General features: G+C 74.0%; 18 protein-coding genes and 1 riboswitch. Of the genes, 15 read left to right on the top strand and 3 right to left on the bottom strand.

Annotated elements, in window-relative coordinates:
• Positions 1 to 300: 300 nt before the first annotated feature.
• Both IE252_RS35760 and IE252_RS35765 read right to left on the bottom strand, forming a co-directional pair.
• Positions 301 to 1425, bottom strand: coding sequence for an alpha/beta hydrolase (locus IE252_RS35760; protein WP_190093638.1), 1125 nt, complete (start codon positions 1423 to 1425; stop codon positions 301 to 303).
• Between the two features lie 77 nt (positions 1426 to 1502).
• The gene (locus IE252_RS35765; protein WP_190093639.1) at positions 1503 to 2162 is read right to left on the bottom strand and encodes a class II aldolase/adducin family protein; all 660 of its coding nucleotides are present in this window, start codon (positions 2160 to 2162) and stop codon (positions 1503 to 1505) included.
• A 208-nt stretch (positions 2163 to 2370) separates the two neighbouring features.
• Here IE252_RS35765 and IE252_RS35770 point away from each other — a divergent pair, with 208 nt between their 5' ends.
• The 9 genes from IE252_RS35770 to cobI all read left to right on the top strand — a co-directional run bounded on the left by IE252_RS35770 (position 2371) and on the right by cobI (position 15256).
• Entirely contained in the window at positions 2371 to 3636 is a 1266-nt protein-coding gene (locus IE252_RS35770) for an inorganic phosphate transporter (protein ID WP_190093640.1), read from the top strand.
• 28 nt (positions 3637 to 3664) lie between these two features.
• Positions 3665 to 3889 (top strand): hypothetical protein, encoded by a 225-nt coding sequence (locus IE252_RS35775; RefSeq protein ID WP_190093641.1) that lies wholly within the window; start codon positions 3665 to 3667, stop codon positions 3887 to 3889.
• Positions 3890 to 3997: 108 nt separating this feature from the next.
• A riboswitch (cobalamin riboswitch) is annotated at positions 3998 to 4136 on the top strand.
• Positions 4137 to 4246: 110 nt separating this feature from the next.
• A complete protein-coding gene (locus tag IE252_RS35780) occupies positions 4247 to 5176 on the top strand; it encodes a cobalamin biosynthesis protein (RefSeq protein WP_190093642.1) in 930 nt (309 codons plus the stop codon).
• On the top strand, positions 5173 to 6681 hold the full coding sequence (locus tag IE252_RS35785; RefSeq protein WP_190093643.1) for a cobyric acid synthase: 1509 nt from the start codon (positions 5173 to 5175) through the stop codon (positions 6679 to 6681). Before IE252_RS35780 ends, IE252_RS35785 begins: the two co-directional genes overlap by 4 nt.
• The gene (cobN, locus tag IE252_RS35790) at positions 6678 to 10331 is read left to right on the top strand and encodes a cobaltochelatase subunit CobN (protein WP_190093644.1); all 3654 of its coding nucleotides are present in this window, start codon (positions 6678 to 6680) and stop codon (positions 10329 to 10331) included. Before IE252_RS35785 ends, cobN begins: the two co-directional genes overlap by 4 nt.
• Complete coding sequence (locus IE252_RS35795) at positions 10328 to 12334, top strand: putative cobaltochelatase (protein ID WP_190093645.1); 2007 nt, start codon at positions 10328 to 10330, stop codon at positions 12332 to 12334. The genes cobN and IE252_RS35795 overlap by 4 nt, the downstream gene beginning before the upstream one ends.
• Positions 12334 to 12933, top strand: coding sequence for a cob(I)yrinic acid a,c-diamide adenosyltransferase (gene cobO / locus IE252_RS35800; protein WP_190093646.1), 600 nt, complete (start codon positions 12334 to 12336; stop codon positions 12931 to 12933). The genes IE252_RS35795 and cobO overlap by 1 nt, the downstream gene beginning before the upstream one ends.
• Positions 12927 to 14513, top strand: a complete 1587-nt coding sequence (locus IE252_RS35805; protein ID WP_190093647.1) for a cobyrinic acid a,c-diamide synthase CobB — start codon at positions 12927 to 12929, stop codon at positions 14511 to 14513. The genes cobO and IE252_RS35805 overlap by 7 nt, the downstream gene beginning before the upstream one ends.
• Entirely contained in the window at positions 14510 to 15256 is a 747-nt protein-coding gene (cobI, locus tag IE252_RS35810; RefSeq protein ID WP_190093648.1) for a precorrin-2 C(20)-methyltransferase, read from the top strand. The genes IE252_RS35805 and cobI overlap by 4 nt, the downstream gene beginning before the upstream one ends.
• A 26-nt stretch (positions 15257 to 15282) precedes the next feature.
• On the opposite strand, the gene IE252_RS35815 is transcribed toward cobI, so the two are convergent.
• On the bottom strand, positions 15283 to 16002 hold the full coding sequence (locus IE252_RS35815) for a ZIP family metal transporter (protein WP_190093649.1): 720 nt from the start codon (positions 16000 to 16002) through the stop codon (positions 15283 to 15285).
• A gap of 77 nt (positions 16003 to 16079) precedes the next feature.
• Between IE252_RS35815 and cobM the strand changes: the two genes are divergently transcribed.
• Genes cobM through cobC form a run of 6 tightly spaced genes read left to right on the top strand, consistent with a single transcriptional unit; the run spans position 16080 to position 22424 of the window.
• Positions 16080 to 16907, top strand: a complete 828-nt coding sequence (cobM, locus tag IE252_RS35820) for a precorrin-4 C(11)-methyltransferase (protein WP_190093650.1) — start codon at positions 16080 to 16082, stop codon at positions 16905 to 16907.
• Complete coding sequence (cbiE, locus tag IE252_RS35825; protein WP_190093651.1) at positions 16904 to 18169, top strand: precorrin-6y C5,15-methyltransferase (decarboxylating) subunit CbiE; 1266 nt, start codon at positions 16904 to 16906, stop codon at positions 18167 to 18169. Before cobM ends, cbiE begins: the two co-directional genes overlap by 4 nt.
• On the top strand, positions 18166 to 19881 hold the full coding sequence (gene cobJ / locus IE252_RS35830; RefSeq protein WP_190093652.1) for a precorrin-3B C(17)-methyltransferase: 1716 nt from the start codon (positions 18166 to 18168) through the stop codon (positions 19879 to 19881). The genes cbiE and cobJ overlap by 4 nt, the downstream gene beginning before the upstream one ends.
• 53 nt (positions 19882 to 19934) lie before the next feature.
• Positions 19935 to 20474, top strand: coding sequence for a precorrin-8X methylmutase (locus IE252_RS35835; protein WP_229849005.1), 540 nt, complete (start codon positions 19935 to 19937; stop codon positions 20472 to 20474).
• A complete protein-coding gene (locus tag IE252_RS35840; protein ID WP_190093654.1) occupies positions 20471 to 21382 on the top strand; it encodes a sirohydrochlorin chelatase in 912 nt (303 codons plus the stop codon). The genes IE252_RS35835 and IE252_RS35840 overlap by 4 nt, the downstream gene beginning before the upstream one ends.
• Entirely contained in the window at positions 21354 to 22424 is a 1071-nt protein-coding gene (cobC, locus tag IE252_RS35845; protein WP_190093655.1) for an Rv2231c family histidinol phosphate aminotransferase CobC, read from the top strand. The genes IE252_RS35840 and cobC overlap by 29 nt, the downstream gene beginning before the upstream one ends.
• The last annotated feature ends 36 nt before the right edge of the window (positions 22425 to 22460 follow it).

Genomic DNA, 22460 nt, shown 5'->3' on the forward strand with positions numbered 1-22460 from the left:
GCGGTCGGGCATCCTTCGCGTGCGGTGCGCGGACAAGCCGCAGTCTGGAGTCTCGCGGCAACTTCTCTTCAGGCTTCCGGGACGTCACGGATGCAGTCTTCCCGCTGACGGGCAGAAAGCCCAAACGGAATGGGGGAAGTCCGGCTGCCGCGCGGGCCGGCGCGGCCGGGTCCGGGGCTGTCCACCGGGGCTGCGCGGTCCGTTGACGGGCCGATTGCAGAAACGGAATGGGCGTCCTGATCGTCGGGGCGGTGCGGCGCGCCCCCCGTGCGCCGCTTCGGGTGCGTTTGCCCCCGCGTGTCACATCAGCGGCGTCAGGAAGCGCCGCAGCGCCTCTTCGTAGCGGGCGGGGTCGGCGTTCCACATTGAGGCGTGCGGGGCGTGCTGGACGGTGTGAAGGGTCACCAGATCGGGGCGGCGGGCCGAGAGTTCACGGGTGAGGTGCCAGGAGGCCAGGGTGTCGTCGGGGCCGTGGAAGACCAGCGCCGGGACGCTCAGGGCGGCCGGGTCGGCGGCTTCGCGCAGATTGCCGCCGTGCGGGCCGGTGCGGCCCTGCGCGGCGCGGACGGCGAGCGGAAGCAGTGCGCTCGGGGCGCCGTGGGCGACGGCGAGGGCGCGCAGGGTGCCCTCCCAGTCGAGCACCGGCGAGTCGAGGACGACGCCTCGGATGTGCTCGCGCATCCCGGAGCTCGCGGCGGCGTGCAGCGCCATGGTGGCGCCGGTGGACCAGCCGTGCAGGATGACGCGCTCGGCGCCGGAGCGCACGGCGTACCGGACGGCGGCGTCCAGGTCGCGCCACTCCGAGTCGCCGAGGTGGCCGAGGCCGTCCGGGGAGCGGGGGGCGCCCTCGTCGCCCCGGTAGGCGATGTCGAGCACCGGCAGCTGCCGGTGGTGCAGGAACCCGATGAGGTTGAGCGGGTGCTCGCGGGTGGTGCCCAGGCCGTGCACGGTGATCACCCAGGTCTTCCGCACGCCCGGCACCAGCCAGGCGGGCAGCACCCCGAGCTCCGCGGGGATCTCCACGTCCTCGTAGTCGATCCCGAGGGCCTCTTTCGGGGTCCCGTGGTGGAGCTGGGGGGTGAGCCGGACCCGGTCCCCCGGCTGCGGGGTGCCCCGGGTGACCAGCTCCAGGCGGCGCACCACGGTGTCCGCCGGGTGCGGCACGTCGACGACCTCGCCGACCACCGCGCGGATGCCGGAGCCCTCGATCCCGTAAAGCCCGGGCCGCAGCGAGGCCAGGCAGCGGGTCAGGGCGATCCGCCCGGGCCCGGTGGCGTGCACGGTGAGCTCGGGGTCGGTGGGCAGCGGGCGGCCGGGCGGCGCCTTGAGGGCCGCGTCGCTCGCGTACCGTCCGGCGGCGACCGCTGCCGCGCCGACGCCGATGAGTGTGGTGACGGCCGCTGCCGTCGCTGTTGCCGGGCGCACCGTTCCAGTGTCGGCAGAGCGTGGCGCCGCGGCCAGTGGGCGGGGGCCTACCGGGGCACGCCCGAGTGCGGGGGCCGTCAGCGCTGCCCGTAGCCCCGGAACTGTTCGGCGGCCCGGTCGAGGTCGGCGGCGGAGAGCAGGGAAGGGGTGCGACCGGGGACGGAGGAGGCGGCGAGCCAGAGGCGGCACATCCACTCCAGCTGGGCGGTGCGGTCGTATGCCTGGGAAAGGGTGGTTCCGTAGGTGATCGTCCCGTGGTTTTGGAGGAGGCAGCCGGTGCGGCCCGCGAGGGCGCGCAGCATGTTCTGCGCCAGTTCCTCGGTTCCGTACAGCGCGTAGGGCGCGACCTGGACCGGACCGCCGAGCGTGGCGGTCATGTAGTGGACCGGCGGGAGCTCGGTGACCAGTGTGGAGACGGCCGTGGCGTGCACGGCGTGGGTGTGGACGACGGCCCGGGCGTCGGTGCCGCCGTATACGGCCAGGTGCATGGGCAGCTCGCTGGTGGGGCGCAGCGTGCCGGTCACCTGGCGGCCGGTGAGGTCGACGGCGACGGTGTCGTCGGGGCCGAGGCGGTCGTAGGGGACCCCGGTGGGGGTGACCAGGACCAGGTCCCCGACGCGTACGGAGACATTGCCCGAGGTGCCCACGACCAGGCCTTCCTCGGCGGTTCGGCGCGCGGTGGCGGTCAGCTCGGCCCAGGCCGCGGCGACCGCCGCTGAGTCGTTCGGCTCTCCCATGGGGCGATCCTCGCAGGCTGCGCGCGGCGGGCGGCGGAGTGAGCAGAATCTCTTCAATGGGCTCTATGGCCCATTCACGGGGTTTGTCAGGGCCTGGCCGCACCAGAAACCGGTCAGATACACCGCGACGCCGGACCCAGTTCACCTTCCGTTCATCCAGGTTACTTACGTTCGTCCAGCCACTGACGTCGAACGATTGCCTGGGTAAATGGAACACATCACGCTGCTGCTCGCCATTGTGGTCGTGACAGCTCTAGTGTTCGATTTCACGAACGGTTTCCATGACACCGCCAACGCGATGGCCACGACCATCTCGACCGGCGCCCTGAAACCCAAAGCCGCGGTCGCCATGTCCGCCGCGCTCAACCTGGTCGGCGCGTTCCTGTCGGTGGAGGTCGCCAAGACGATCTCCGGCGGGATCATCAACGAGAAGGGCATCAGAACAGAGGTGATCTTCGCGGCGCTCGTCGGCGCCATCCTCTGGAACCTGGTGACCTGGCTGCTCGGCCTGCCGTCCAGCTCCTCCCACGCCCTGTTCGGCGGTCTGATCGGCGCGGCCGTGATGTCGGCCGGCTGGTCCTCGGTGAACGGCTCGACCGTCGTCACCAAGGTGCTGCTCCCCGCCGTCGCCGCCCCGATCGTCGCGGGCGTCGCCTCGATGCTGGCCACGCGTCTGACGTACCGGATCAACCGGAACACGGACGAGAAGGCCACCGCCAAGGGCTACCGGGCCGGACAGATCGCCTCCGCCGGTCTCGTCTCGCTCGCCCACGGCACCAACGACGCGCAGAAGACCATGGGCATCATCACGCTCGCCCTGGTCACCGGCGGTGTGCTGCACCCGGGCGCCAACCCCCCGATGTGGGTCATCGTCTCGGCCGGCATGGCCATCGCCATGGGCACCTACCTCGGCGGCTGGCGCATCATCCGCACCATGGGCAAGGGCCTGACCGAGCTGGCGCCGCCGCAGGGCTTCGCCGCCCAGTCCGGTGCCGCGACCGTCATCCTGGCCTCCTCGCACCTCGGCTTCTCCCTCTCCACCACCCAGGTCTGCTCCGGCTCCGTCATGGGCGCCGGCCTCGGCCGCAAGGGCGGTGTGGTCCGCTGGTCCACCGCGACCCGCATGTTCATCGCCTGGGGCCTGACCCTGCCCGCCGCGGGTCTGGTCGGCGCCGGCGCCGAGTTCCTCACCGGCCAGGGCACCTGGGGCGTCGTCCTCGTGGCGATCCTGCTGATCGCGGGCTCCGGCTTCATCTGGAAGCTGTCGCGCCGCCAGCCGGTCGACCACAACGACGTCACCGCCACCGTCCCCCCGGCCGAGTCCCCGGCCGAGCCCGCGGGCGTCGTGACCACCGCGATCGCCGCCGTCACCCCGCCGCCCACCGTCGCCGCCGTGGCCGCCGATCTGACGGCCACCATCCCGGCGCCGGCCCCGGTGGCCCCCGCCGACCCGGCCCGCCCGGCCACCGTCTGACCCGGCCGCGCACTCCAAAGGAATCGTCATGCACATCGACTGGGCAGCTCTCGGCACCGTCTTCGGTGTCAGCCTCATCGTCACCGTCGGCCTGGTGGGCCTGTTCACCGTCGGGATCGTCGGCCTCAGCAAGCAGCAGTCGGCCGCGGCCGGCAAGGGCAACGTCGCCGTCGCCCGCACCACCGCCTACCTCTGCTTCGCGCTCTGCGCGGCGGCCGTCGCGTACGGCATCAACCTGATCGTCGGCAAGTAGCCGACGAGCGGTATCGCACACCCCAGAACCGCCCTCCGGCCCCGCCGGAGGGCGGTTCTCTGTGTGCCTCGGCACACTCTCCCGTCGCAGGTCAGCAGCGAGTTGACGGGCGTTCGCGGGCGTGGTGGACTGCCCGAGCCATTACGGCGGCAGAAGAGGAAGCCGGTGCGAATCCGGCGCGGTCCCGCCACTGTCATCGGGGAATCATCCCCGTGAGCCAGGAACTCTCACCGCCGGTCGACGTCGTACCAGGGCGCGGACACCCTGAGTGAGGACATAACGCCATGCGCGCCTGCCTGTTGCCGGCCCACCCCGGAAGTACCAGAGCCCCTCACGGCGTTGCGGCGGGCTGACCCCATGCGTGCCGATCGCACCTTCGCGTACGGCGCCACCGCCGGTCTCCTCGGCGACCTCCTCCTCGGCGACCCCCGCCGAGGGCACCCGGTCGCCGCGTTCGGCCGTGCCGCGGCCGCCGTGGAGCGCGCGCTGTGGCGCGACCACCGGGGCTGGGGCGCGCTGCACACCGCCGTGTGCGCCGGAGGCGCCGCGGGCGCCGCACTGCTCGCCACGCGCGCGGTACGCAGGCGTCCCGCCGCGACCGTCGCCCTGACCGCCGCCGCCACCTGGGCCGTCGTGGGCGGCACTTCGCTGGGCCGGGAGGCCAGGGCGATCGGCGCCGCCCTGGAGGCCGGGGACGTCGAGGCCGCCCGCGCGCGCCTGCCGCACCTGTGCGGGCGCGACCCGCAGTCCCTGGACGCTCCCGGCATCGCGCGCGCGGTCGTCGAGTCCGTCGCCGAGAACACCTCCGACGCCGTGGTCGGCGCGCTGGTGTGGGGGGCGCTCGCGGGGGTGCCGGGCCTGATCGCCTTCCGTGCCGTCAACACGCTGGACGCGATGGTCGGCCACCGCTCGCCGCGCCATCTGCGGTACGGGTGGGCCTCGGCGCGCCTGGACGACGTGGCGGGCTGGCCGGGCGCCCGGCTCACCGCCGCGCTCGCGGTGGCCGCCGGGGACGATCGGCGTGGCGCCACGCGCGCGTGGCGCGAGGACGCCCGCAAGCACCCGAGCCCCAACGCGGGTCCCGTGGAGGCGTCGTTCGCGGGTGCGCTCGGCGTACGGCTCGGCGGCACCCTCTCGTACGGCGGCCGCGTCGAGCACCGGCCCGTCCTGAACGGGGGCGGCCGGGCCGTGGAGGTCGCGGACATCGAACGGGCGGTGCGGCTGTCGCGCCGGGTGGGCTGGCTGGCGCTGGGCGCGGCGATCGCGGTGAGGAAGGTACGTACATGAGCGGCGGACTGCTGGTCGCGGGCACCACATCGGACGCCGGGAAGAGCGTCGTCACCGCCGGGATCTGCCGGTGGCTGGTGCGCCAGGGCGTGAAGGTCGCGCCGTTCAAGGGACAGAACATGTCCCTCAACTCGTTCGTCACGCGCGAGGGCGCCGAGATCGGGCGCGCGCAGGCGATGCAGGCGCAGGCGGCGCGCGTCGAGCCGTCCGCGCTGATGAACCCCGTGCTGCTCAAGCCGGGGAGCGACCGGTCGAGCCAGGTCGTACTGATGGGCAGGCCGGTCGGCGAACTGAGCGCCAGCGGCTACCACGGCGGGCGCCAGGAGGCGCTTCTCGGCACCGTCGTGGACTGCCTGGAGCGGCTGCGGGGCACATATGACGCCGTGATCTGCGAGGGGGCGGGCAGTCCGGCCGAGATCAACCTGCGACGTACCGACATCGTCAACATGGGCATCGCGCGCGCCGCGAAGCTCCCCGTGGTCGTCGTCGGCGACATCGACCGGGGCGGCGTCTTCGCCTCCTTCTTCGGTACGACCGCGCTGCTGAGCCCCGAGGACCAGGCGCTGGTCGCGGGGTACATCGTCAACAAGTTCCGCGGCGACGTCTCGCTGCTCGAACCGGGCATCGACATGCTGCGCGGGCTCACCGGCCGCCACACGTACGGGATCCTGCCGTTCGCGCACGGCCTCGGCATCGACGAGGAGGACGGCCTGCGGGTCTCCCTGCGCGGCGCCGTGCGCGAGTCCGTGGTGGCGCCGCCGGTCGGCGAGGACGTGCTGCGGGTCGCGGTCTGCGCGATCCCGCTGATGTCCAACTTCACCGACGTGGACGCCCTCGCCGCCGAACCGGGCGTGGTCGTACGGTTCGTGGACCGGCCCGAGGAACTGGCCGACGCGGATCTGGTCGTGGTGCCGGGAACCCGGGGCACGGTCCGGGCGTTGGAATGGCTGAGGGAACGGGGGCTGGCGCGGGAGCTGGCGCGCAGGGCGGCCGAGGGGCGTCCGGTGCTGGGGATCTGCGGCGGGTTCCAGGTGCTCGGCGAGCACATCGAGGACGAGGTCGAGTCACGGGCGGGTTCCGTGGCGGGGCTCGGACTGCTGCCCGTACGGGTGCGGTTCGCGCCCGAGAAGACACTTGCACGGCCGACCGGCGAGGCGCTGGGCGAGCCCGTGGAGGGATACGAGATCCACCACGGCGTCGCTCAAGTGCTGGGCGGGGAAGCCTTCTTGGACGGATGCCGGGTCGGTGCGGTCTGGGGCACGCACTGGCACGGGTCACTTGAGAGCGACGGATTCAGGCGACGGTTCCTGGAGCGGGTCGCGAGCGCCGCGGGACGGCGTTTCGTGCCCGCCCCGGACACGTCGTTCGGCGCGCTGCGCGAAGAGCAGCTGGACCGCCTCGGCGACCTCATCGAAGAACACGCGGACACGGACGCGCTCATGCGGCTCATCGAGCAGGGCGCGCCCGCCGGACTTCCCTTCATCGCACCTGGAGCACCCGCATGAGCACTGTGCTGTTGTTGTCGACCGCCGACACGGATCTGCTGGCGGCCCGGGCCTCCGGGGCGCCCTTCCGGATCGGCAACCCGACCCGTATCGACGTGGCCGAGGAGCTGCCCGCGCTCATCGAGGGCGCGTCCGTGGCCGTCGTGCGCCTCCTCGGCGGCAAGCGCGCCTGGGAGGACGGGCTCGCCGCGCTGAAGGCGTCCGGCATCCCGACGGTGCTGCTCGGCGGCGAGTCCGTGCCGGACGCGGAGCTGATGGCCGAGTCGTCGGTCCCGGCCGGTGTGGTCGCCGAGGCCCTGCGCTATCTGGTCGAGGGCGGCCCCGGCAACCTCGTGGAGCTGTCCCGGTTCCTGTCCGACACCGTGCTCCTGACCGGCGTGGGCTTCGCCGAGCCGGAGAAGATGCCCGAGTGGGGCGTGCACGGCACGCGCGCGTACGTGGAGGGCCGCCCCACGGTGGGCGTGCTCTTCTACCGCGCCCACGAGCTCTCCGGCAACACCGCGTTCGTCGACGTCCTGTGCGACCGCATCGAGGCCCAGGGCGCCAACGCGCTGGCGGTGTACGTGGGTTCGCTGCGCGGCGCCGAGCCCGCGCTCTACGAGACGCTGGGCCGGGCGGACGCGCTCATCGCGACCGTCCTGGCGGCGGGCGGCACCACCGCGTCGCAGGCCAGCGCGGGCGGCGACGAGGAGGCGTGGGACATCGGCGCCCTGGCCGACCTCAACGTCCCCGTGCTCCAGGGTCTCTGCCTCACCTCCTCCAAGGCGGCGTGGGAGGCCTCGGACGCGGCGCTCTCCCCCATGGACGCGGCGATGCAGGTCGCCATCCCCGAGTTCGACGGCCGGCTGATCACCGTCCCGTTCTCCTTCAAGGAGCAGGGCCCGGACGATGTGCCGGTCTACGTCGCCGACCCCGAGCGGGCCTCCCGGGTCGCCGGGATCGCGGTGCGCCACGCCCGCCTCAAGCACAAGCCGAACGCGGAGAAGAAGCTGGCCCTGGTCTTCACCGCCTACCCGACCAAGCACTCCCGCGTCGGCAACGCGGTGGGCCTGGACACGCCCGCCTCCGCCGTCCGCGTCCTGGACGCGCTGCGCGACGCCGGCTACGTGGTGGAGGGCCACCCGGACAACGGCGACGAGCTGATCCACCGCCTGATCAACGCGGGCGGCCACGACGTGGAGTGGCTCACCGAGGAGCAGCTGGCCGCCGCCCCCGCGCGCGTGCCGCTCGCCGACTACCGCGCCTGGTTCGAGAAGCTGGAGCCCGAGCTGCGCGACGGCATGCTGGAGCACTGGGGCGAGCCCCCGGGTCAGCTGTACGTGGACGGCGACGAGATCGTGCTCGCCTCCCTCCAGTTCGGCAACGTCGTCGTGATGATCCAGCCGCCGCGCGGCTTCGGCGAGAACCCCATCGCGATCTACCACGACCCGGACATGCCGCCCTCGCACCACTACATGGCGGCCTACCGCTGGCTGGAGAACAGCTTCGGCGCCGACGCCATCGTCCACATGGGCAAGCACGGCACCATGGAGTGGCTGCCCGGCAAGGGCCTGGGCCTGTCCTCCGGCTGCGGCCCGGACGCGGTCCTGGGCGATCTGCCGCTGGTCTACCCGTTCATCGTCAACGACCCTGGCGAGGGCACCCAGGCCAAGCGGCGCGGCCACGCCACGGTCGTGGATCACCTGGTCCCGCCCATGGCCCGCGCCGACACCTACGGTGACCTGGCCAAACTGGAGCAACTCCTCGACGAGTACGCGCTGGTGAGCGACCTCGACCCGACGAAGGCCCCGGCCGTGCGGGCCCAGATCTGGACGCTGGTGAAGGCCGCCGAGCTCCACCACGACCTGCACGTCGACGAGCAGCCGGACGACGGCGACTTCGACGAGTTCGTCATGCACATCGACGGCTACCTGTGCGAGATCAAGGACGTCCAGATCCGCGACGGCCTGCACATCCTCGGCGGCGGCCCCGAGGCCGAGTCCCGGGTCAACCTGGTGCTCGCGGTGCTGCGCGCCTCCCAGGTGTGGGGCGGGCAGGCCAACGCGCTGCCGGGCCTGCGCGCCTCGCTGGCCGAGCACTTCGGCCTGGTGGAGAAGGAGCTCCTGGCCGAGCCGGGCACACCGGTGAAGGTCCCGGTGGAGCTCACGGACCTGGTCGAGGGCCCCGCCAGGACGGCGGCCGACGCGATCGACCTCCTGGAGCAGCTGTGCCGCCGCCTGGCGGAGGGCATGGAGGAGCGCGGCTGGGACGCGGCCGCGTGCGGCCCGCTGGTGACGCAGGTGCTGGGCGCCGACCTCGCCCCGGTTGTCGCGGTCCTCGACTTCGCCTGCCGCGAAGTGGTGCCGCGCCTGGCCCGGACGACGGACGAGATCACCCACATCCTGCGGGCGCTGGACGGCGGTTACGTCCCGGCGGGCCCGTCCGGCTCCCCCACCCGGGGCCTGGTCAACGTCCTGCCGACCGGCCGCAACTTCTACTCGGTCGACCCCAAGGCCATCCCGTCCCGGCTGAGCTGGGAGGTCGGCCAGGCCCTTGCGGACTCGCTGGTGCAGCGCTACCTCGCGGACAACGGTGAGTACCCGAAGTCGGTGGGCCTCACGGTCTGGGGCACCTCCGCGATGCGCACCCAGGGCGACGACATCGCGGAGATCCTGGCGCTGCTCGGCTGCCGCCCGGTGTGGGACGAGGCGTCCCGGCGCGTCACCGGCTTCGAGGTCGTCCCGGTCGCGGAGCTGGGCCGCCCCCGCATCGATGTGACCGTCCGCATCTCCGGCTTCTTCCGCGACGCGTTCCCGCACGTGGTCGGCCTGATCGACGACGCGGTACGCACGGTGGCGGAGCTGGACGAACCGGCCGAGTCCAACTACGTACGGGCGCACGCCGACGAGGACACCGCCGAGCACGGCGACCGCCGCCGCGCCACGGCCCGCATCTTCGGCTCCAAGCCGGGGGCGTACGGGGCGGGCCTGCTCCCCCTGATCGACGCCCGCAACTGGCGCTCGGACGCGGACCTGGCCGAGGTGTACGCGGTGTGGGGCGGCTATGCGTACGGGCGCGGGCTGGACGGGCGCGCGGCGCGGGGCGACATGGAGACGGCGTTCCGGCGGATCGCGGTGGCGGCGAAGAACGTCGACACCCGCGAGCACGACCTGGTCGACGCCGACGACTACTTCCAGTACCACGGCGGCATGGTCGCCATGGTCCGCCACCTCACGGGCGAGTCCCCCGAGGCGTACGTGGGCGACTCCGCCACCCCGGACCAGATCAAGACCCGCACCCTGGGCGAGGAGACCCACCGCGTCTTCCGCGCGCGCGTGGTCAACCCGCGCTGGATGGCGGCGATGCGGCGCCACGGCTACAAGGGCGCGTTCGAGATGGCCGCGACCGTGGACTACCTGTTCGGGTACGACGCGACGGCGGGCGTGGTCGACGACTGGATGTACGAGAAGCTCAGCGCGGAGTACGTGTTCGACGAGACGAACCGGGACTTCATGAAGAAGTCCAACCCCTGGGCGCTGCGCGGCATCACGGAACGGCTGCTGGAGGCGGCCGACCGAGGCCTGTGGGCCGAACCGGACGCGGAGACGCTGGAGCAGCTCCGCGCGACCTATCTGCAGCTCGAAGGCGACCTGGAGGGTGACGACGCATGAGCACGCCTTATCCGTTCACCGCGATCGTCGGTCAGGACGACCTGCGTCTCGCGCTGCTGCTGAACGCGGTGTCACCGGCGGTCGGCGGCGTCCTCGTCCGGGGCGAGAAGGGCACCGCCAAGTCGACCGCCGTGCGCGCGCTCTCCGCGCTGCTGCCCGAGGTCGACGTCATCACGGGCTGCCGGTTCTCCTGTGACCCGGTGGCCCCCGATCCGGTGTGCCCCGACGGGCCGCACGAGGCCGGGACCGGGGCGGCTCGGGCCGCTCGGATGGTGGAGCTGCCGGTCGGCGCGTCCGAGGACCGGCTCGTCGGCGCGCTCGACATCGAGCGGGCGCTCGCCGAGGGCGTGAAGGCCTTCGAGCCCGGTCTGCTGGCCCACGCCCACCGGGGGATCCTCTACGTGGACGAGGTCAACCTCCTCCACGACCACCTGGTCGACCTGCTGCTCGACGCCGCCGCGATGGGCGCCTCGTACGTGGAGCGCGAAGGCGTTTCCGTACGGCACGCGGCGCGCTTCCTGCTGGTGGGGACCATGAACCCCGAAGAGGGCGAGCTGCGGCCGCAGTTGCTCGACCGGTTCGGGCTGACCGTGGAGGTCTCGGCCTCCCGGGAGCCGGACCAGCGGGTCGAGGTGGTCCGCCGCCGGCTCGCCTACGACGACCAGCCCGCCGCGTTCGCCGCCCGCTGGGACGACGAGGAGAGCTCGGTGCGGGCCCGGATCGTCGCGGCGCGGGCGCTGCTGCCCGAGGTGCGCCTCGGCGACGCCGCGCTCCGGCAGATCGCCGCGACCTGCGCGGCCTTCGAGGTCGACGGGATGCGCGCCGACATCGTGATGGCGCGCACCGCCACGGCGCTGGCCGCCTGGGCGGGGCGTACGGACGTGCTCGCCGAGGACGTGAGGCAGGCGGCGCTGCTCGCGCTGCCGCACCGGCGTCGGCGCAATCCGTTCGACGCCCCGGGCCTGGACGAGGACAAGCTCGACGACACCCTGCAGGAGTTCGGGGACCAGGGCGAGGACGACGACCCGGATCCGGACGGGCCGGGCGGCGGGGGCGGGCAGCCCCCGCAGGACGGCGGCCCGACGCCGGACGCGGGGGCGGGCGACACCCCCGCGCGCCCCGAGGCAGGCGAGGGCGGCGAGCCGCAGCCGTCCGGCGCGGGCGAGCAGCAGGCCGTCCGGGCGGGCGAGCCGTTCCGTACGAAGATGCTGAGCGTGCCCGGGCTCGGCGAGGGCGCGGCCGGGCGGCGCTCGCGGGCCCGCACGGCGCACGGGCGCACGACGGGGGCCCGCCGCCCCCAGGGCGCCCTCACCAAGCTGCACCTGGCGGCGACGATCCAGGCAGCCGCGCCGCACCAGCGGGCGCGCGGGCGTCAGGGGCGCGGCCTGGTCGTCCGGCGCGACGATCTGCGCCAGGCGACCCGGGAGGGCCGCGAGGGCAATCTGGTGCTCTTCGTCGTCGACGCCTCGGGGTCGATGGCGGCCCGGCAGCGGATGGGCGCGGTCAAGGGCGCGGTGCTGTCGCTGCTGCTCGACGCCTACCAGCGGCGGGACAAGGTCGGTCTGATCACCTTCCGGGGCAAGGACGCGGAGGTGGCGCTGCCGCCGACGTCGTCGGTGGACGCGGCGGCGGCCCGTCTGGAGGTCCTGCCGACGGGCGGGCGCACCCCGCTCGCGGCCGGGCTGCTCAAGGCGCACGACGTGCTGCGCGTGGAGCGGCTGCGCGATCCGTCGCGGCGGCCGCTGGTCGTGGTGGTGACGGACGGGCGGGCCACGGGCGGCGTGGACCCGGTGGCGCTGGCGGGCCGGTCGGCCCGGCTGCTGGCCGCCGAGGGGGTCGCGTCGGTGGTCGTGGACTGCGAGGCGGGCGCGGTGCGCCTCGGGCTCGCGGCCGAGCTGGCGCGGGAGCTGGGCGGCCCGGCGGTGACGCTGGACGAGCTGCGGGCCGACTCGATCGCCGGTCTGGTCAAGGACGTGTCTGGGACTTCGAGGAGGGCCGCCTGATGCCGCAGGGACAGCCGAGCGTGGTGCCCGAGGACGGGCTGACGACCCGTCAGAGGCGCAACCGGCCGCTGGTCGTGGTGCACACGGGCATCGGCAAGGGCAAGTCGACGGCCGCGTTCGGGCTCGCGCTGCGGGCCTGGAACCAGGGCTGGCCGATCGGGGTGTTCCAGTTCGTCAAGTCGGCGAAGTGGAAGGTCGGCGAGGAGAACGCGCTGAAGGTGCTGGGCGCCTCCGGCGAGGGCGGCAGTGTCGACTGGCACAAGATGGGCGAGGGGTGGTCCTGGGTCCAGCGCGACGAGCAGCTGGACAACGAGGACAAGGCGCGCGAGGGCTGGGAGCAGGTCAAGCGGGACCTGGCGGCCGAGACGTACAAGCTGTACGTGCTCGACGAGTTCGCGTACCCGATGCACTGGGGATGGGTGGACACGGACGAGGTCATCGCGGTGCTGCGGGACCGACCGGGCACCCAGCACGTGGTGATCACGGGGCGCAACGCACCCGAGAAGCTGGTGGACTTCGCCGATCTGGTGACCGACATGTCCAAGGTCAAGCACCCGATGGACGCCGGTCAGAAGGGGCAGCGGGGCATCGAGTGGTAGCACGTCTCGTCATCGCGGCCCCCTCGTCGGGCAGCGGGAAGACCACGGTCGCGACGGGCCTGATGGCCGCGCTCGCCGCGACCGGGCTCACCGTGTCCCCGCACAAGGTCGGCCCCGACTACATCGACCCCGGCTACCACGCCCTGGCCACGGGGCGTCCGGGGCGCAACCTCGACGCGTACATGTGCGGGGAGTCGCTGATGGCTCCGCTGCTGGCGCACGGGGCGCGCGGGTGCGACATCGCGGTGGTCGAGGGCGTGATGGGGCTGTACGACGGGGCGGCGGGGCTCGGTGAGCTCGCCTCCACCGCGCAGGTGGCGAAGCTGCTGCGGGCGCCGGTGGTGCTGGTCGTCGACGCGTCCTCGCAGTCGCGGTCGGTGGCGGCTCTGGTGCACGGGTTCGCGTCCTGGGATCCCGGGGTGCGGATCGGCGGGGTGATCCTCAACAAGGTGGCGTCGGAGCGGCACGAGACGCTGCTGCGGGAGGCGCTGGACGAGTCGGGGGTGCCGGTGCTGGGCGCGCTGCGGCGGGCCGCCCCTGTGTCGACGCCGTCGCGGCACCTCGGCCTTGTGCCGGTCGCGGAACGGCGGGCCGATGCGGTGGCCGCTGTCGCGGCGATGGCGGAGCAGGTGCGGCGGGGGTGCGACCTGGCTGCGCTGGTGGGGTTGGCTCGGTCGGCGCCGGACCTTGACTGCGAACCGTGGGACCCGACGGGCCTGTTCCCCCACCCCGCCCCTTCCCTAAACCCTCCGGGGGTGAGTGGGGGTGAAGGTGGCCTCCCGGGGGCTACGCCCCCGGACCCCCTTGCGGGGCCTGCGGCCCCTGCACCCCGCCATGGGGGCTCCGCCCCCGGTACCCCCGCTTCGGGGCTCCGCCCCGAACCCCGCTCCTCAAACGCCGGAGGGGCTGAATTTGGGCTGCCCGGGCTGTACGGTCCCGCGTCCCACCGGGCCGCAGACGAACATGGCACCGCGCAGGCGAAACCCGTCGTCGCCATCGCCGGAGGCCCCGCCTTCACCTTCTCGTATGCCGAGCATGCCGAGTTGCTCGCCGCCGCCGGGGCGGACGTCGTCGTGTTCGATCCGCTGAGGGACGAGCAACTGCCCGACCGTACCGCCGGGTTGGTGATCGGCGGCGGGTTCCCCGAGGTGTACGCGGCGGAGCTCAGTGCCAATGAGCCGTTGCGGAAAGCCGTCGGCGAGCTCGCGCGCGGCGGCGCGCCCGTCGCCGCCGAGTGCGCCGGGCTGCTCTACCTCACGCGGTCGCTCGACGGGCAGCCGATGTGCGGGGTCCTGGACGCCGACGCCCGGATGTCGGAGCGGCTCACGCTCGGGTACCGGGAGGCCGTCGCCGTCGGGGACAGCGTTCTCGCGCCCGCCGGCACCCGGCTGCGCGGGCACGAGTTCCACCGGACCGTCCTCGACCCGGGCGCGGGGCCCGCGCCCGCGTGGGGTCTGGTGCACCCGGAGCGCCGGGTCGAAGGTTTCGTACAGCAGGGCGTGCACGCGAGCTATCTGCACACGCACTGGGCCGCCCGGCCCGCCATCGCCCGTCGGTTCGTCGAAAGGTGCACGCCATGAGCAAGCTGGTCGGAGTCGGAGTCGGCCCGGGTGACCCGGAGCTGGTGACCGTCAAGGGCGTACGGGCCCTCCAGGAGGCCGACGTCGTCGTCGTGCCCGTGATGGCCGCGGCCGACGGGCAGGACGGCGGCGAGCCGGGCCGCGCCGAGGCGACCGTGCTGCACTACGTGGACCGCGACAAGGTCGTCCGGGTCGTCTTCGCGCTCAACGAGCGGTCCGACCGGGGGCGGCGCGAGGCCGCCTGGGACTCGGCGGGCGACGCGGTCGCCGATCTGCTGCGCGCGCACGGCTCGGTGGCGTTCGCGACCATCGGCGACCCCAATGTGTATTCGACGTTCACGTATCTCGCCCAGACCATCACCGAGCTGGTGCCGGGGACGGAGATCGTGACCGTGCCGGGGATCACCGCGATGCAGGACCTCGCCGCGCGTTCGGGCGCCGTGCTGACGGAGGGGACCGAGCCGCTCACGCTCGTCCCCGTCACCGCCGGGGCGACCGTGCTCAAGGACGCGCTGGAGGGCCCGGGCACGGTGGTGGCGTACAAGTTCGGGCGCCAGGCCGGTGAGGTGGCGGCGGCGCTGCGGGCGACCGGGCGGATCGACGACGCGGTGTGGGGCTCGGCGCTGGGCCTGGACGAGGAGTTCATCCGCCCGGCCGCCGAGCTCGACGGCAGCGCCCTGCCGTACCTCTCGACGCTCATCGCGCCCGCGCGGCGCGAGGGCGGACGCGGCGGCAAACTGTGACCGCCTCCCGGGATCCGTACGCGGGCTCACCCCGCCAGGCCCACCACCAGCCAGATGAAGGCCACGCCGCCGACCGTGAACAGCAGCGTGGACAGCGCCGGGTGGTCGTGGTGGGCCTCGGGCAGGATCTCGGCGGCGGCCAGATACAGCAGCACTCCGCCGAAGAAGCCCAGATAGCTTCCGAGCAGCTCGGCCGGAAGGGTGAACAGCAGCGTCGAGGCGGCGCCGACCATCGGGGCGAGCGCGTCCGCGATCAGCATGGCGACGGCCTTGCGCTTCTCGTTCCCGTACAGGCTGGTGATCGTGTAGGTGTTGAAGCCGTCGGCGAAGTCGTGCGTGATCACGGCGACCGCCACGGCCGCGCCCATGCCGCCGCCCACCTGGAAGGCCGCGCCGATCGCGATGCCGTCCATCAGGCTGTGCCCGACCATCGCCGCGGCCGCTGTCAGACCCACCTGCGGCACTCGCTTCTCTCCCCCATGTGCCGCCCTGCGCACCGCGAGCAGGCGTTCCACCAGGTGGGCGAGGAGGAAGCCGCCGACGAACAGCAGCAGCGCGGCCGGTACGCCGAAGACCTCGTCGCCCGCGGCCTCCACCGCCTCCGGCAGCAGGTCGAGACCGACCACGCCGAGCATCAGCCCGCCCGCCAGACCCAGCACGAGATGGCGCCGGTCGGTGACGCGCTGGGCCGTCCAGCCGCCGACCAGTGTCATCAGGAACGCGCCGAGCGCCACGAACACCGCCATGCGCCCTTGCTAACCGACTGACCCACCCCCGCGCATTTCGCTTTACCGACTGTGTGACGTACGAGAGGACCCCTCCCATGGCCGATGCCCCCACCGGCAGGCTGACCGTCGTCGGCGCCGGCCCCGGCGCCGCCGACCTGCTGACGTTCCGCGCCGCCCGGGCGATCGCCGAGGCCGACGTGGTCATCTGGGCCGCGAGCCTGGTGCAGGCCGAGGTCCTGGACCACGCGCGCGAAGGCGCCGAGATCCTGGACTCGGCGGCGATGTCCCTGGAGGAGGTCGTCGGGGTGTACGAGCGGGCCGCCCGCGAGGGGCTGAAGGTCGCCCGCATCCACTCCGGCGACCCGGCGCTGTGGGGCGGCACCCAGGAGCAGCTCGACCGGGTGGCCGGGCTCGGCCTGGAGGTCGAGGTCATCCCGGGCGTCTCGTCGTTCTCGGCGGTCGCGGCGATCGCCCAGCGCGAGCTGACCATCCCGGAGATAGCCCAGTCCGTCATCCTCACCCGCCTCGGCGGCGGCAAGACGCCGATGCCGCCGGGCGAGGAGGTCCGCGAGTTCGCACGGCACGGCACCACGATGGCGATCTTCCTGTCCGCCGCCCGCTCGGGCCAGCTGGTGGAGGAGCTCCTCGAGGGCGGCTATCCGACCTCGACGCCGGTCGTCATCGCGTACCAGGCGACCTGGCCCGAGGAGCTGGTGCTGCGCTGCACGATCGAGACGCTGGAGGAGACGGTCAAGGAGCACAAGCTCTGGAAGCACACGCTCTTCCTGGTCGGCCCGGCCCTCTCCGCCTCCGGCACCCGCTCGCACCTCTACCACCCGGGTCACTTCCACGGCTTCCGCCGGGCCGACCCGGCGGCCCGCCGCGCCCTGAAGGCCGAGAAGGCGGAGCGCACCCCGTCATGATCACCGTCATCGGTACGGGGACGGGCGCGCCGCTGGCTCCGGACGCCCTGGCGGCGCTGGCCGGGGCCACGCTGGTCACCGGCGCCGCCCGCCATCTCGCGGCGGCCGAGGCGGCGGCCGAACTGCCGCCGGGGGCCAAGCAGCTGGTGCTCGGCCCGCTTGCGCCCGCCCTCGACGCCATCGCCGAGCACCACGAGCGCGGCGGCCGGGCCGTGGTGCTGGCCTCCGGGGACCCCGGGTTCTTCGGGATCGTGCGGGCGCTGGCCGAGCGGTTCGGGCCGCAGGAGCTGGACGTACGGCCGGGGACCGCGTCGGTGGCGGTCGCCTTCGCCCGGCTCGGGCTGCCCTGGGACGACGCGCTGGTGGTCAGCGCGCACGGCCGGGACCTGCGGACGGCCGCCAACGTGTGCCGGGCGCACCCCAAGACCGCCGTGCTGACCGGTCCCGGTGCCGGGCCCGCCGAGCTGGGCGCCGAGCTCGCCCGGCGGGCGCCCGAGCGGGTCCTGGTGGTGGCGTCGGCGCTGGGCGACCCGGAGCGGGAGCGGCTGGTGCGGGTGACCCCGGCCGAGGCCGCGGCCCGGGAGTGGGACGCGGTCAGCGTGATCGTCTGCCTGGACGAGGAGAAGGCGCTCTCGCCGCTGCGCACGGTCGCGGGCGGCCGAGCCACGCCCGACCGCTGGGCGCTCGACGAGTCCGCTTTCGCCCACCGCGACTCGATGATCACCAAGGCCGAGGTGCGGGCGCTGGCGCTGGCCAGGATCGGGCCGCGGCTCGGCGATCTGGTCTGGGACATAGGGGCCGGGTCGGGCTCGGTGGCCGTGGAGTGCGCCCGGTTCGGGGCGGCGGCGGTCGCGGTCGAGAAAACCGCCGAGGGCTGCGAGCACGTCCGGGCCAACGCGGCGGCGCACGGCGTCGACGTGAAGGTGGTGCACGGCGCGGCGCCCACGGTCCTGTCGGACCTCGCGGATCCGGACGCGGTGTTCATCGGTGGCGGCGGCCGCGAGCTGCCCGCGATCGTGACCGCGTGCGCCCGGCGGGCCCGGCGCTCGGTCGTGGTGGCGCTGGCGGCGCTCGACCGCGTTCCGGCGGTGCGGGCCGCGCTGGCCGGGGCCGGTCTGGAGACCGACGGCGTCCTGCTGCAGTCGTCGCGGCTGGCCCCGCTGCCCGGGGACGTGACCCGGCTCGCCGCCACCAACCCCGTCTTCCTGCTGTGGGGCGACCGCCCCGCACCTGTATCGGTTGTCGAAGGAGCTGTTCAGTGATCGGCCTGATCTCCGCCACGGCGGCGGGCGCCGTAGCCCGCGACCGGCTGGCCGCGGCCTGGCCCGGCCGGGTCCGGGTGTACGAAGGACCCGTGCGGGAGGCCGTGGAGCGCGCCTTCGCGGAGTGCGACCAACTGGTGTGCTTCCTCGCCACGGGCGCCACGGTCCGGCTGCTCGCCCCGCTCCTCGCGGACAAGGCGTCCGACCCGGGCGTGGTCTGCGTCGACGAGGCCGGGCGCTTCGCCGTCTCGCTGCTCGGCGGCCACGGGGGCGGCGCCAACGCGCTGACCGCCGAGGTGGCCGAAGTCCTCGGCTGTACGCCGGTGGTGACCACGGCGACGGACGCGGTCGGCGTCCCGGGCCTGGACACCCTCGGCCTGCCGGTGGAGGGCGCGGTGGCGGCGGTGTCCCGGGCGGTCCTGGACGGCTCGCCGGTGGCGCTGCGGGCGGACGGCGTGTGGCCGCTGCCGGCGCTGCCCCCGAACGTGACCCCGGCCGCCGCCGACGCGGCCGCCACCCTCCACCTGACCGACCGCCTGCGCGAACTCGGCCCCGCCGAGGCCGTGTTGCGCCCCAAGTCGCTCATTGTCGGCGTCGGCGCCTCCAAGGGCGCGCCCGTCGACGAGGTGCTCGGGCTCGTCGAGGACGCGATACGGGACGCGGGACTCAGCCTCCTCAGCGTGTCCGAACTGGCCACCGTGGACGCGAAGTCCGACGAGCCGGGGATCCTCGAGGCCGCCTCCCGGCTCGGGGTGCCGCTCACCACGTACAGCGCGGAGGAGCTCTCCCGTATCGAGGTGCCGAACCCGTCGGACGCGCCCCTGGACGCCGTCGGGACGCCCTCCGTGGCGGAGGCCGCCGCGCTCGCGGGCGGCGGTGAACTGCTCGTGCCGAAGCGGAAGTCGAGCCCCGAGGGGCGGGCCGCGATGGCCACCTGCGCGGTCGTGCGGCGCGCCCCGCGCGGGCGGCTCGCGGTTGTCGGGCTCGGGCCCGGCGCCCGTGACCTGCTCACCCCGCGCGCCAAGGACGAGCTGCGCCGGGCCTCGGTGCTCGTCGGGCTCGACCAGTACGTGGACCAGATCCGCGATCTGCTGCGGCCCGGCACCACGGTCCTGGAGTCGGGGCTCGGCGCCGAGGAGGAGCGGGCCCGTACCGCCGTCGCGCAGGCGCGCGAGGGGCACGCGGTCGCGCTGATCGGCTCGGGCGACGCGGGGGTGTACGCGATGGCGTCGCCCGCGCTCGCCGAGGCCGCCGACGACATCGAGGTGGTGGGCGTGCCGGGCGTGACGGCCGCGCTGGCCGCCGCCGCGATCCTGGGCGCGCCGCTGGGGCACGACCACGTCTCCATCTCGCTCTCGGACCTGCACACGCCGTGGGAGGTGATCGAGCGCCGGGTGCGCGCGGCCGCCGAGGCGGACATCGTGGTCACCTTCTACAACCCGCGCAGCCGGGGCCGCGACTGGCAGCTGCCCAAGGCGCTCGGCATCCTCGCCGAGCACCGCGCCCCGCACACTCCGGTCGGCGTGGTGCGCAACGCCTCGCGCCCCGACGAGAGCAGCCGGCTGACCGCGCTCGGCGCGCTGGACCCGGCGACCGTGGACATGATGACGGTCGTGACCGTGGGCAACACCGCCACCCGGGAGATCGCGGGCCGCATGGTGACCCCGCGCGGCTACCGCTGGCAGACCGCGAGCGCCGGGGAGGCCCAGTGAGCAGGCCCTGGGAGCGTCCGGTCCACCCGATCGAGGTGGAGTCGTACCGGCGGATGCGCGCCCGTCTCGACACCTCGCACTTCGCGCCGCTGACCAGGGCGGTGGTGGAGCGGGTCGTCCACTCCGCCGCCGACCTCGGCTACGCCACGGACCTCGTCATGGACGAGGACCGCCTGGTGAAGGCCCATGCCGCGCTGCACGCGGGGGCGCCGGTCGTCACCGATGTGGAGATGGTCGCGGCCGGGATCACCCGGCGCGAGACCGTCTGCCGCCTCAGGGACGCCGAGTCCGGCCCGGGACTTACGCGTTCGGCGCACGCCATCCGGCTCGCCTACGAACAGGTGGGACCCGGCGCCCTGTGGGTGATCGGCAACGCGCCCACCGCCCTCGAAGAACTCCTCACCCTCGACGCCGCGCCCGCGCTGGTGATCGGTCTTCCGGTCGGCTTCGTCGGAGCCGTCGAGTCCAAGCAGGCGCTGCGCGAGAGCGGTCTGCCCGCCGTCAGCAACGTTTCCGAGAAGGGCGGCTCGGCGGTGGCCTCCGCCGCGCTCAACGCCCTTCTGTACCACCCCCTCGCCAAGGAGAACCAGTGACCACCCCCCAGACCAAGCCCGCCCTGCTGATCGCCGGGCACGGCACCCGGGACGACGCCGGGGCCGAGGCGTTCCGCGCGTTCGTCGAAGAGCTCGGCCGCCGCAACCCCGAACTGCCCGTCGCGGGCGGCTTCATCGAGCTGTCGCCGCCGCCGCTGGGCGAGGCCGTGACCTCGCTGGTGGAGCAGGGCGTCAAGCGGTTCGCCGCCGTGCCGCTGATGCTGGTGTCGGCCGGGCACGCCAAGGGAGACATCCCGGCCGCGCTGACCCGCGAGAAGGAGCGCCACCCCGGCATCTCCTACACGTACGGGCGCCCGCTCGGCCCGCACCCGTCGCTGCTGGCGGTCCTGGAGCGGCGGGTCGACGAGGTCATCGGCGACCTCGACCGCTCGGAGGTCACCGTCCTCCTGGTCGGCCGGGGCTCGACCGACCCGGACGCCAACTCCGAGGTGCACAAGGCGGCCCGGCTGTTCTGGGAGGGGCGCGGTTACGCGGGCGTGGAGACGGCGTTCGTCTCGCTGGCCGCGCCGGACGTGCCGGCGGGCCTGGACCGCTGCGAGAAGCTGGGCGCCCGGCGGATCGTGGTCCTGCCGTACTTCCTGTTCACCGGCATCCTGCCGGACCGGGTGCGGCAGCAGACCGAGGAGTGGGCGGCGGCGCACCCCGGCCTCGACGTGCGGTCGGCCGAGGTCATCGGCGCGGCCGAGGAGCTGCACGCGCTGGTCATGGAGCGGTACGAGGAGGCGGTGAAGGGGGATCTGCGGATGAACTGCGACTCCTGCGTCTACCGGATCGCGCTGCCCGGATTCGAGGACAAGGTGGGACTGCCCCAGCAGCCGCACTTCCACCCGGACGACGACGGCCACCATCATCACCACCATGGCAGCCATGCGCACGCACATCACTGAGCACGATCTGCGCCACCACGGGGACGCCGAGGTCCGTGACGGCGGCGAGGGCCTGACCGATCTGGCGGTCAACGTACGGGCGGGCACTCCCCCGGAGTGGCTGCGGGAGCGGATCGCCGCGTCCCTGACCGGGCTCGCCGCCTACCCCGACGGGCGGGCGGCGCGGGCGGCGGTCGCGGAGCGGCACGGGCTGCCGGTGGAGCGGGTGCTGCTCACGGCGGGGGCGGCGGAGGCGTTCGTGCTGCTGGCGCGGGCGCTGCCGTTCCGGCGCCCCGTGGTGGTGCATCCGCAGTTCACCGAGCCGGAGGCGGCGCTGCGGGACGCGGGGCACGCGGTGCGGCGGGTGCTGCTGCGCCCGGAGGACGGGTTCCGGCTCGACCCTTCGGCGGTCCCCGAGGACGCGGACCTGGTGGTGGTGGGCAACCCCACGAACCCCACGTCGGTGCTGCACCCCGGTGGGGTGCTGGCCGCACTGGCCCGGCCCGGGCGGACGCTGGTCGTGGACGAGGCGTTCATGGACGCGGTGCCGGGCGAGCGGGAGGCGCTGGCGGGGCGTACGGACGTGCCGGGCCTGGTGGTCCTGCGCAGCCTCACCAAGACGTGGGGGCTCGCGGGGCTGCGGATCGGGTATGTGCTGGCCGAGCCGTCCGTGGTGTCCGCGCTCTCCCGGGCCCAGCCGCTGTGGCCCGTGTCCACGCCCGCGCTGGTGGCGGCGGAGGCGTGCGTGTCGCCTCGGGCGCTGGCGGAGGCGGCGGAGGCCTCTCGCCGCCTCGTCGTGGACCGGGCGCATCTGGTGGCGGGGCTGGGGGAGTTCGAGGAGGTACGGGTGGTTGCTGCGGCGGAGGGGCCGTTTGTGCTCGTTCGTATGGCGGGGGCGGATTTGGTGCGGGTGCGGCTTCGGGGGCTGGGGTTCTTGGCTCGGCGGGGCGACACGTTTCCGGGTCTGGGCCCGGAGTGGCTCCGCCTCGCGGTCCGGGACCGTGCGACGACGAATCGATTCCTCCAGGCGCTGGACCAGGCCCTGACGCTGACGTCGAACTAACCGGTCTTTGGCCCCCACCCCGCCCCTTCCCTAAAC

Origin of the sequence: Streptomyces melanogenes (assembly GCF_014649795.1) — a bacterium.
Lineage (GTDB): Bacteria > Actinomycetota > Actinomycetes > Streptomycetales > Streptomycetaceae > Streptomyces > Streptomyces noboritoensis.

Coding starts and splice junctions, on each gene's coding strand:
- IE252_RS35765 (WP_190093639.1), bottom strand. CDS start 2,162: ATGGGAGAGCCGAACGACTCAGCGGCGGTCGCCGCGGCCTGGGCCGAG.
- IE252_RS35770 (WP_190093640.1), top strand. CDS start 2,371: ATGGAACACATCACGCTGCTGCTCGCCATTGTGGTCGTGACAGCTCTA.
- IE252_RS35775 (WP_190093641.1), top strand. CDS start 3,665: ATGCACATCGACTGGGCAGCTCTCGGCACCGTCTTCGGTGTCAGCCTC.
- IE252_RS35780 (WP_190093642.1), top strand. CDS start 4,247: ATGCGTGCCGATCGCACCTTCGCGTACGGCGCCACCGCCGGTCTCCTC.
- IE252_RS35785 (WP_190093643.1), top strand. CDS start 5,173: ATGAGCGGCGGACTGCTGGTCGCGGGCACCACATCGGACGCCGGGAAG.
- cobN (WP_190093644.1), top strand. CDS start 6,678: ATGAGCACTGTGCTGTTGTTGTCGACCGCCGACACGGATCTGCTGGCG.
- IE252_RS35795 (WP_190093645.1), top strand. CDS start 10,328: ATGAGCACGCCTTATCCGTTCACCGCGATCGTCGGTCAGGACGACCTG.
- cobO (WP_190093646.1), top strand. CDS start 12,334: ATGCCGCAGGGACAGCCGAGCGTGGTGCCCGAGGACGGGCTGACGACC.
- cobI (WP_190093648.1), top strand. CDS start 14,510: ATGAGCAAGCTGGTCGGAGTCGGAGTCGGCCCGGGTGACCCGGAGCTG.
- IE252_RS35815 (WP_190093649.1), bottom strand. CDS start 16,002: ATGGCGGTGTTCGTGGCGCTCGGCGCGTTCCTGATGACACTGGTCGGC.
- cobM (WP_190093650.1), top strand. CDS start 16,080: ATGGCCGATGCCCCCACCGGCAGGCTGACCGTCGTCGGCGCCGGCCCC.
- cbiE (WP_190093651.1), top strand. CDS start 16,904: ATGATCACCGTCATCGGTACGGGGACGGGCGCGCCGCTGGCTCCGGAC.
- IE252_RS35835 (WP_229849005.1), top strand. CDS start 19,935: ATGCGCGCCCGTCTCGACACCTCGCACTTCGCGCCGCTGACCAGGGCG.
- cobC (WP_190093655.1), top strand. CDS start 21,354: ATGGCAGCCATGCGCACGCACATCACTGAGCACGATCTGCGCCACCAC.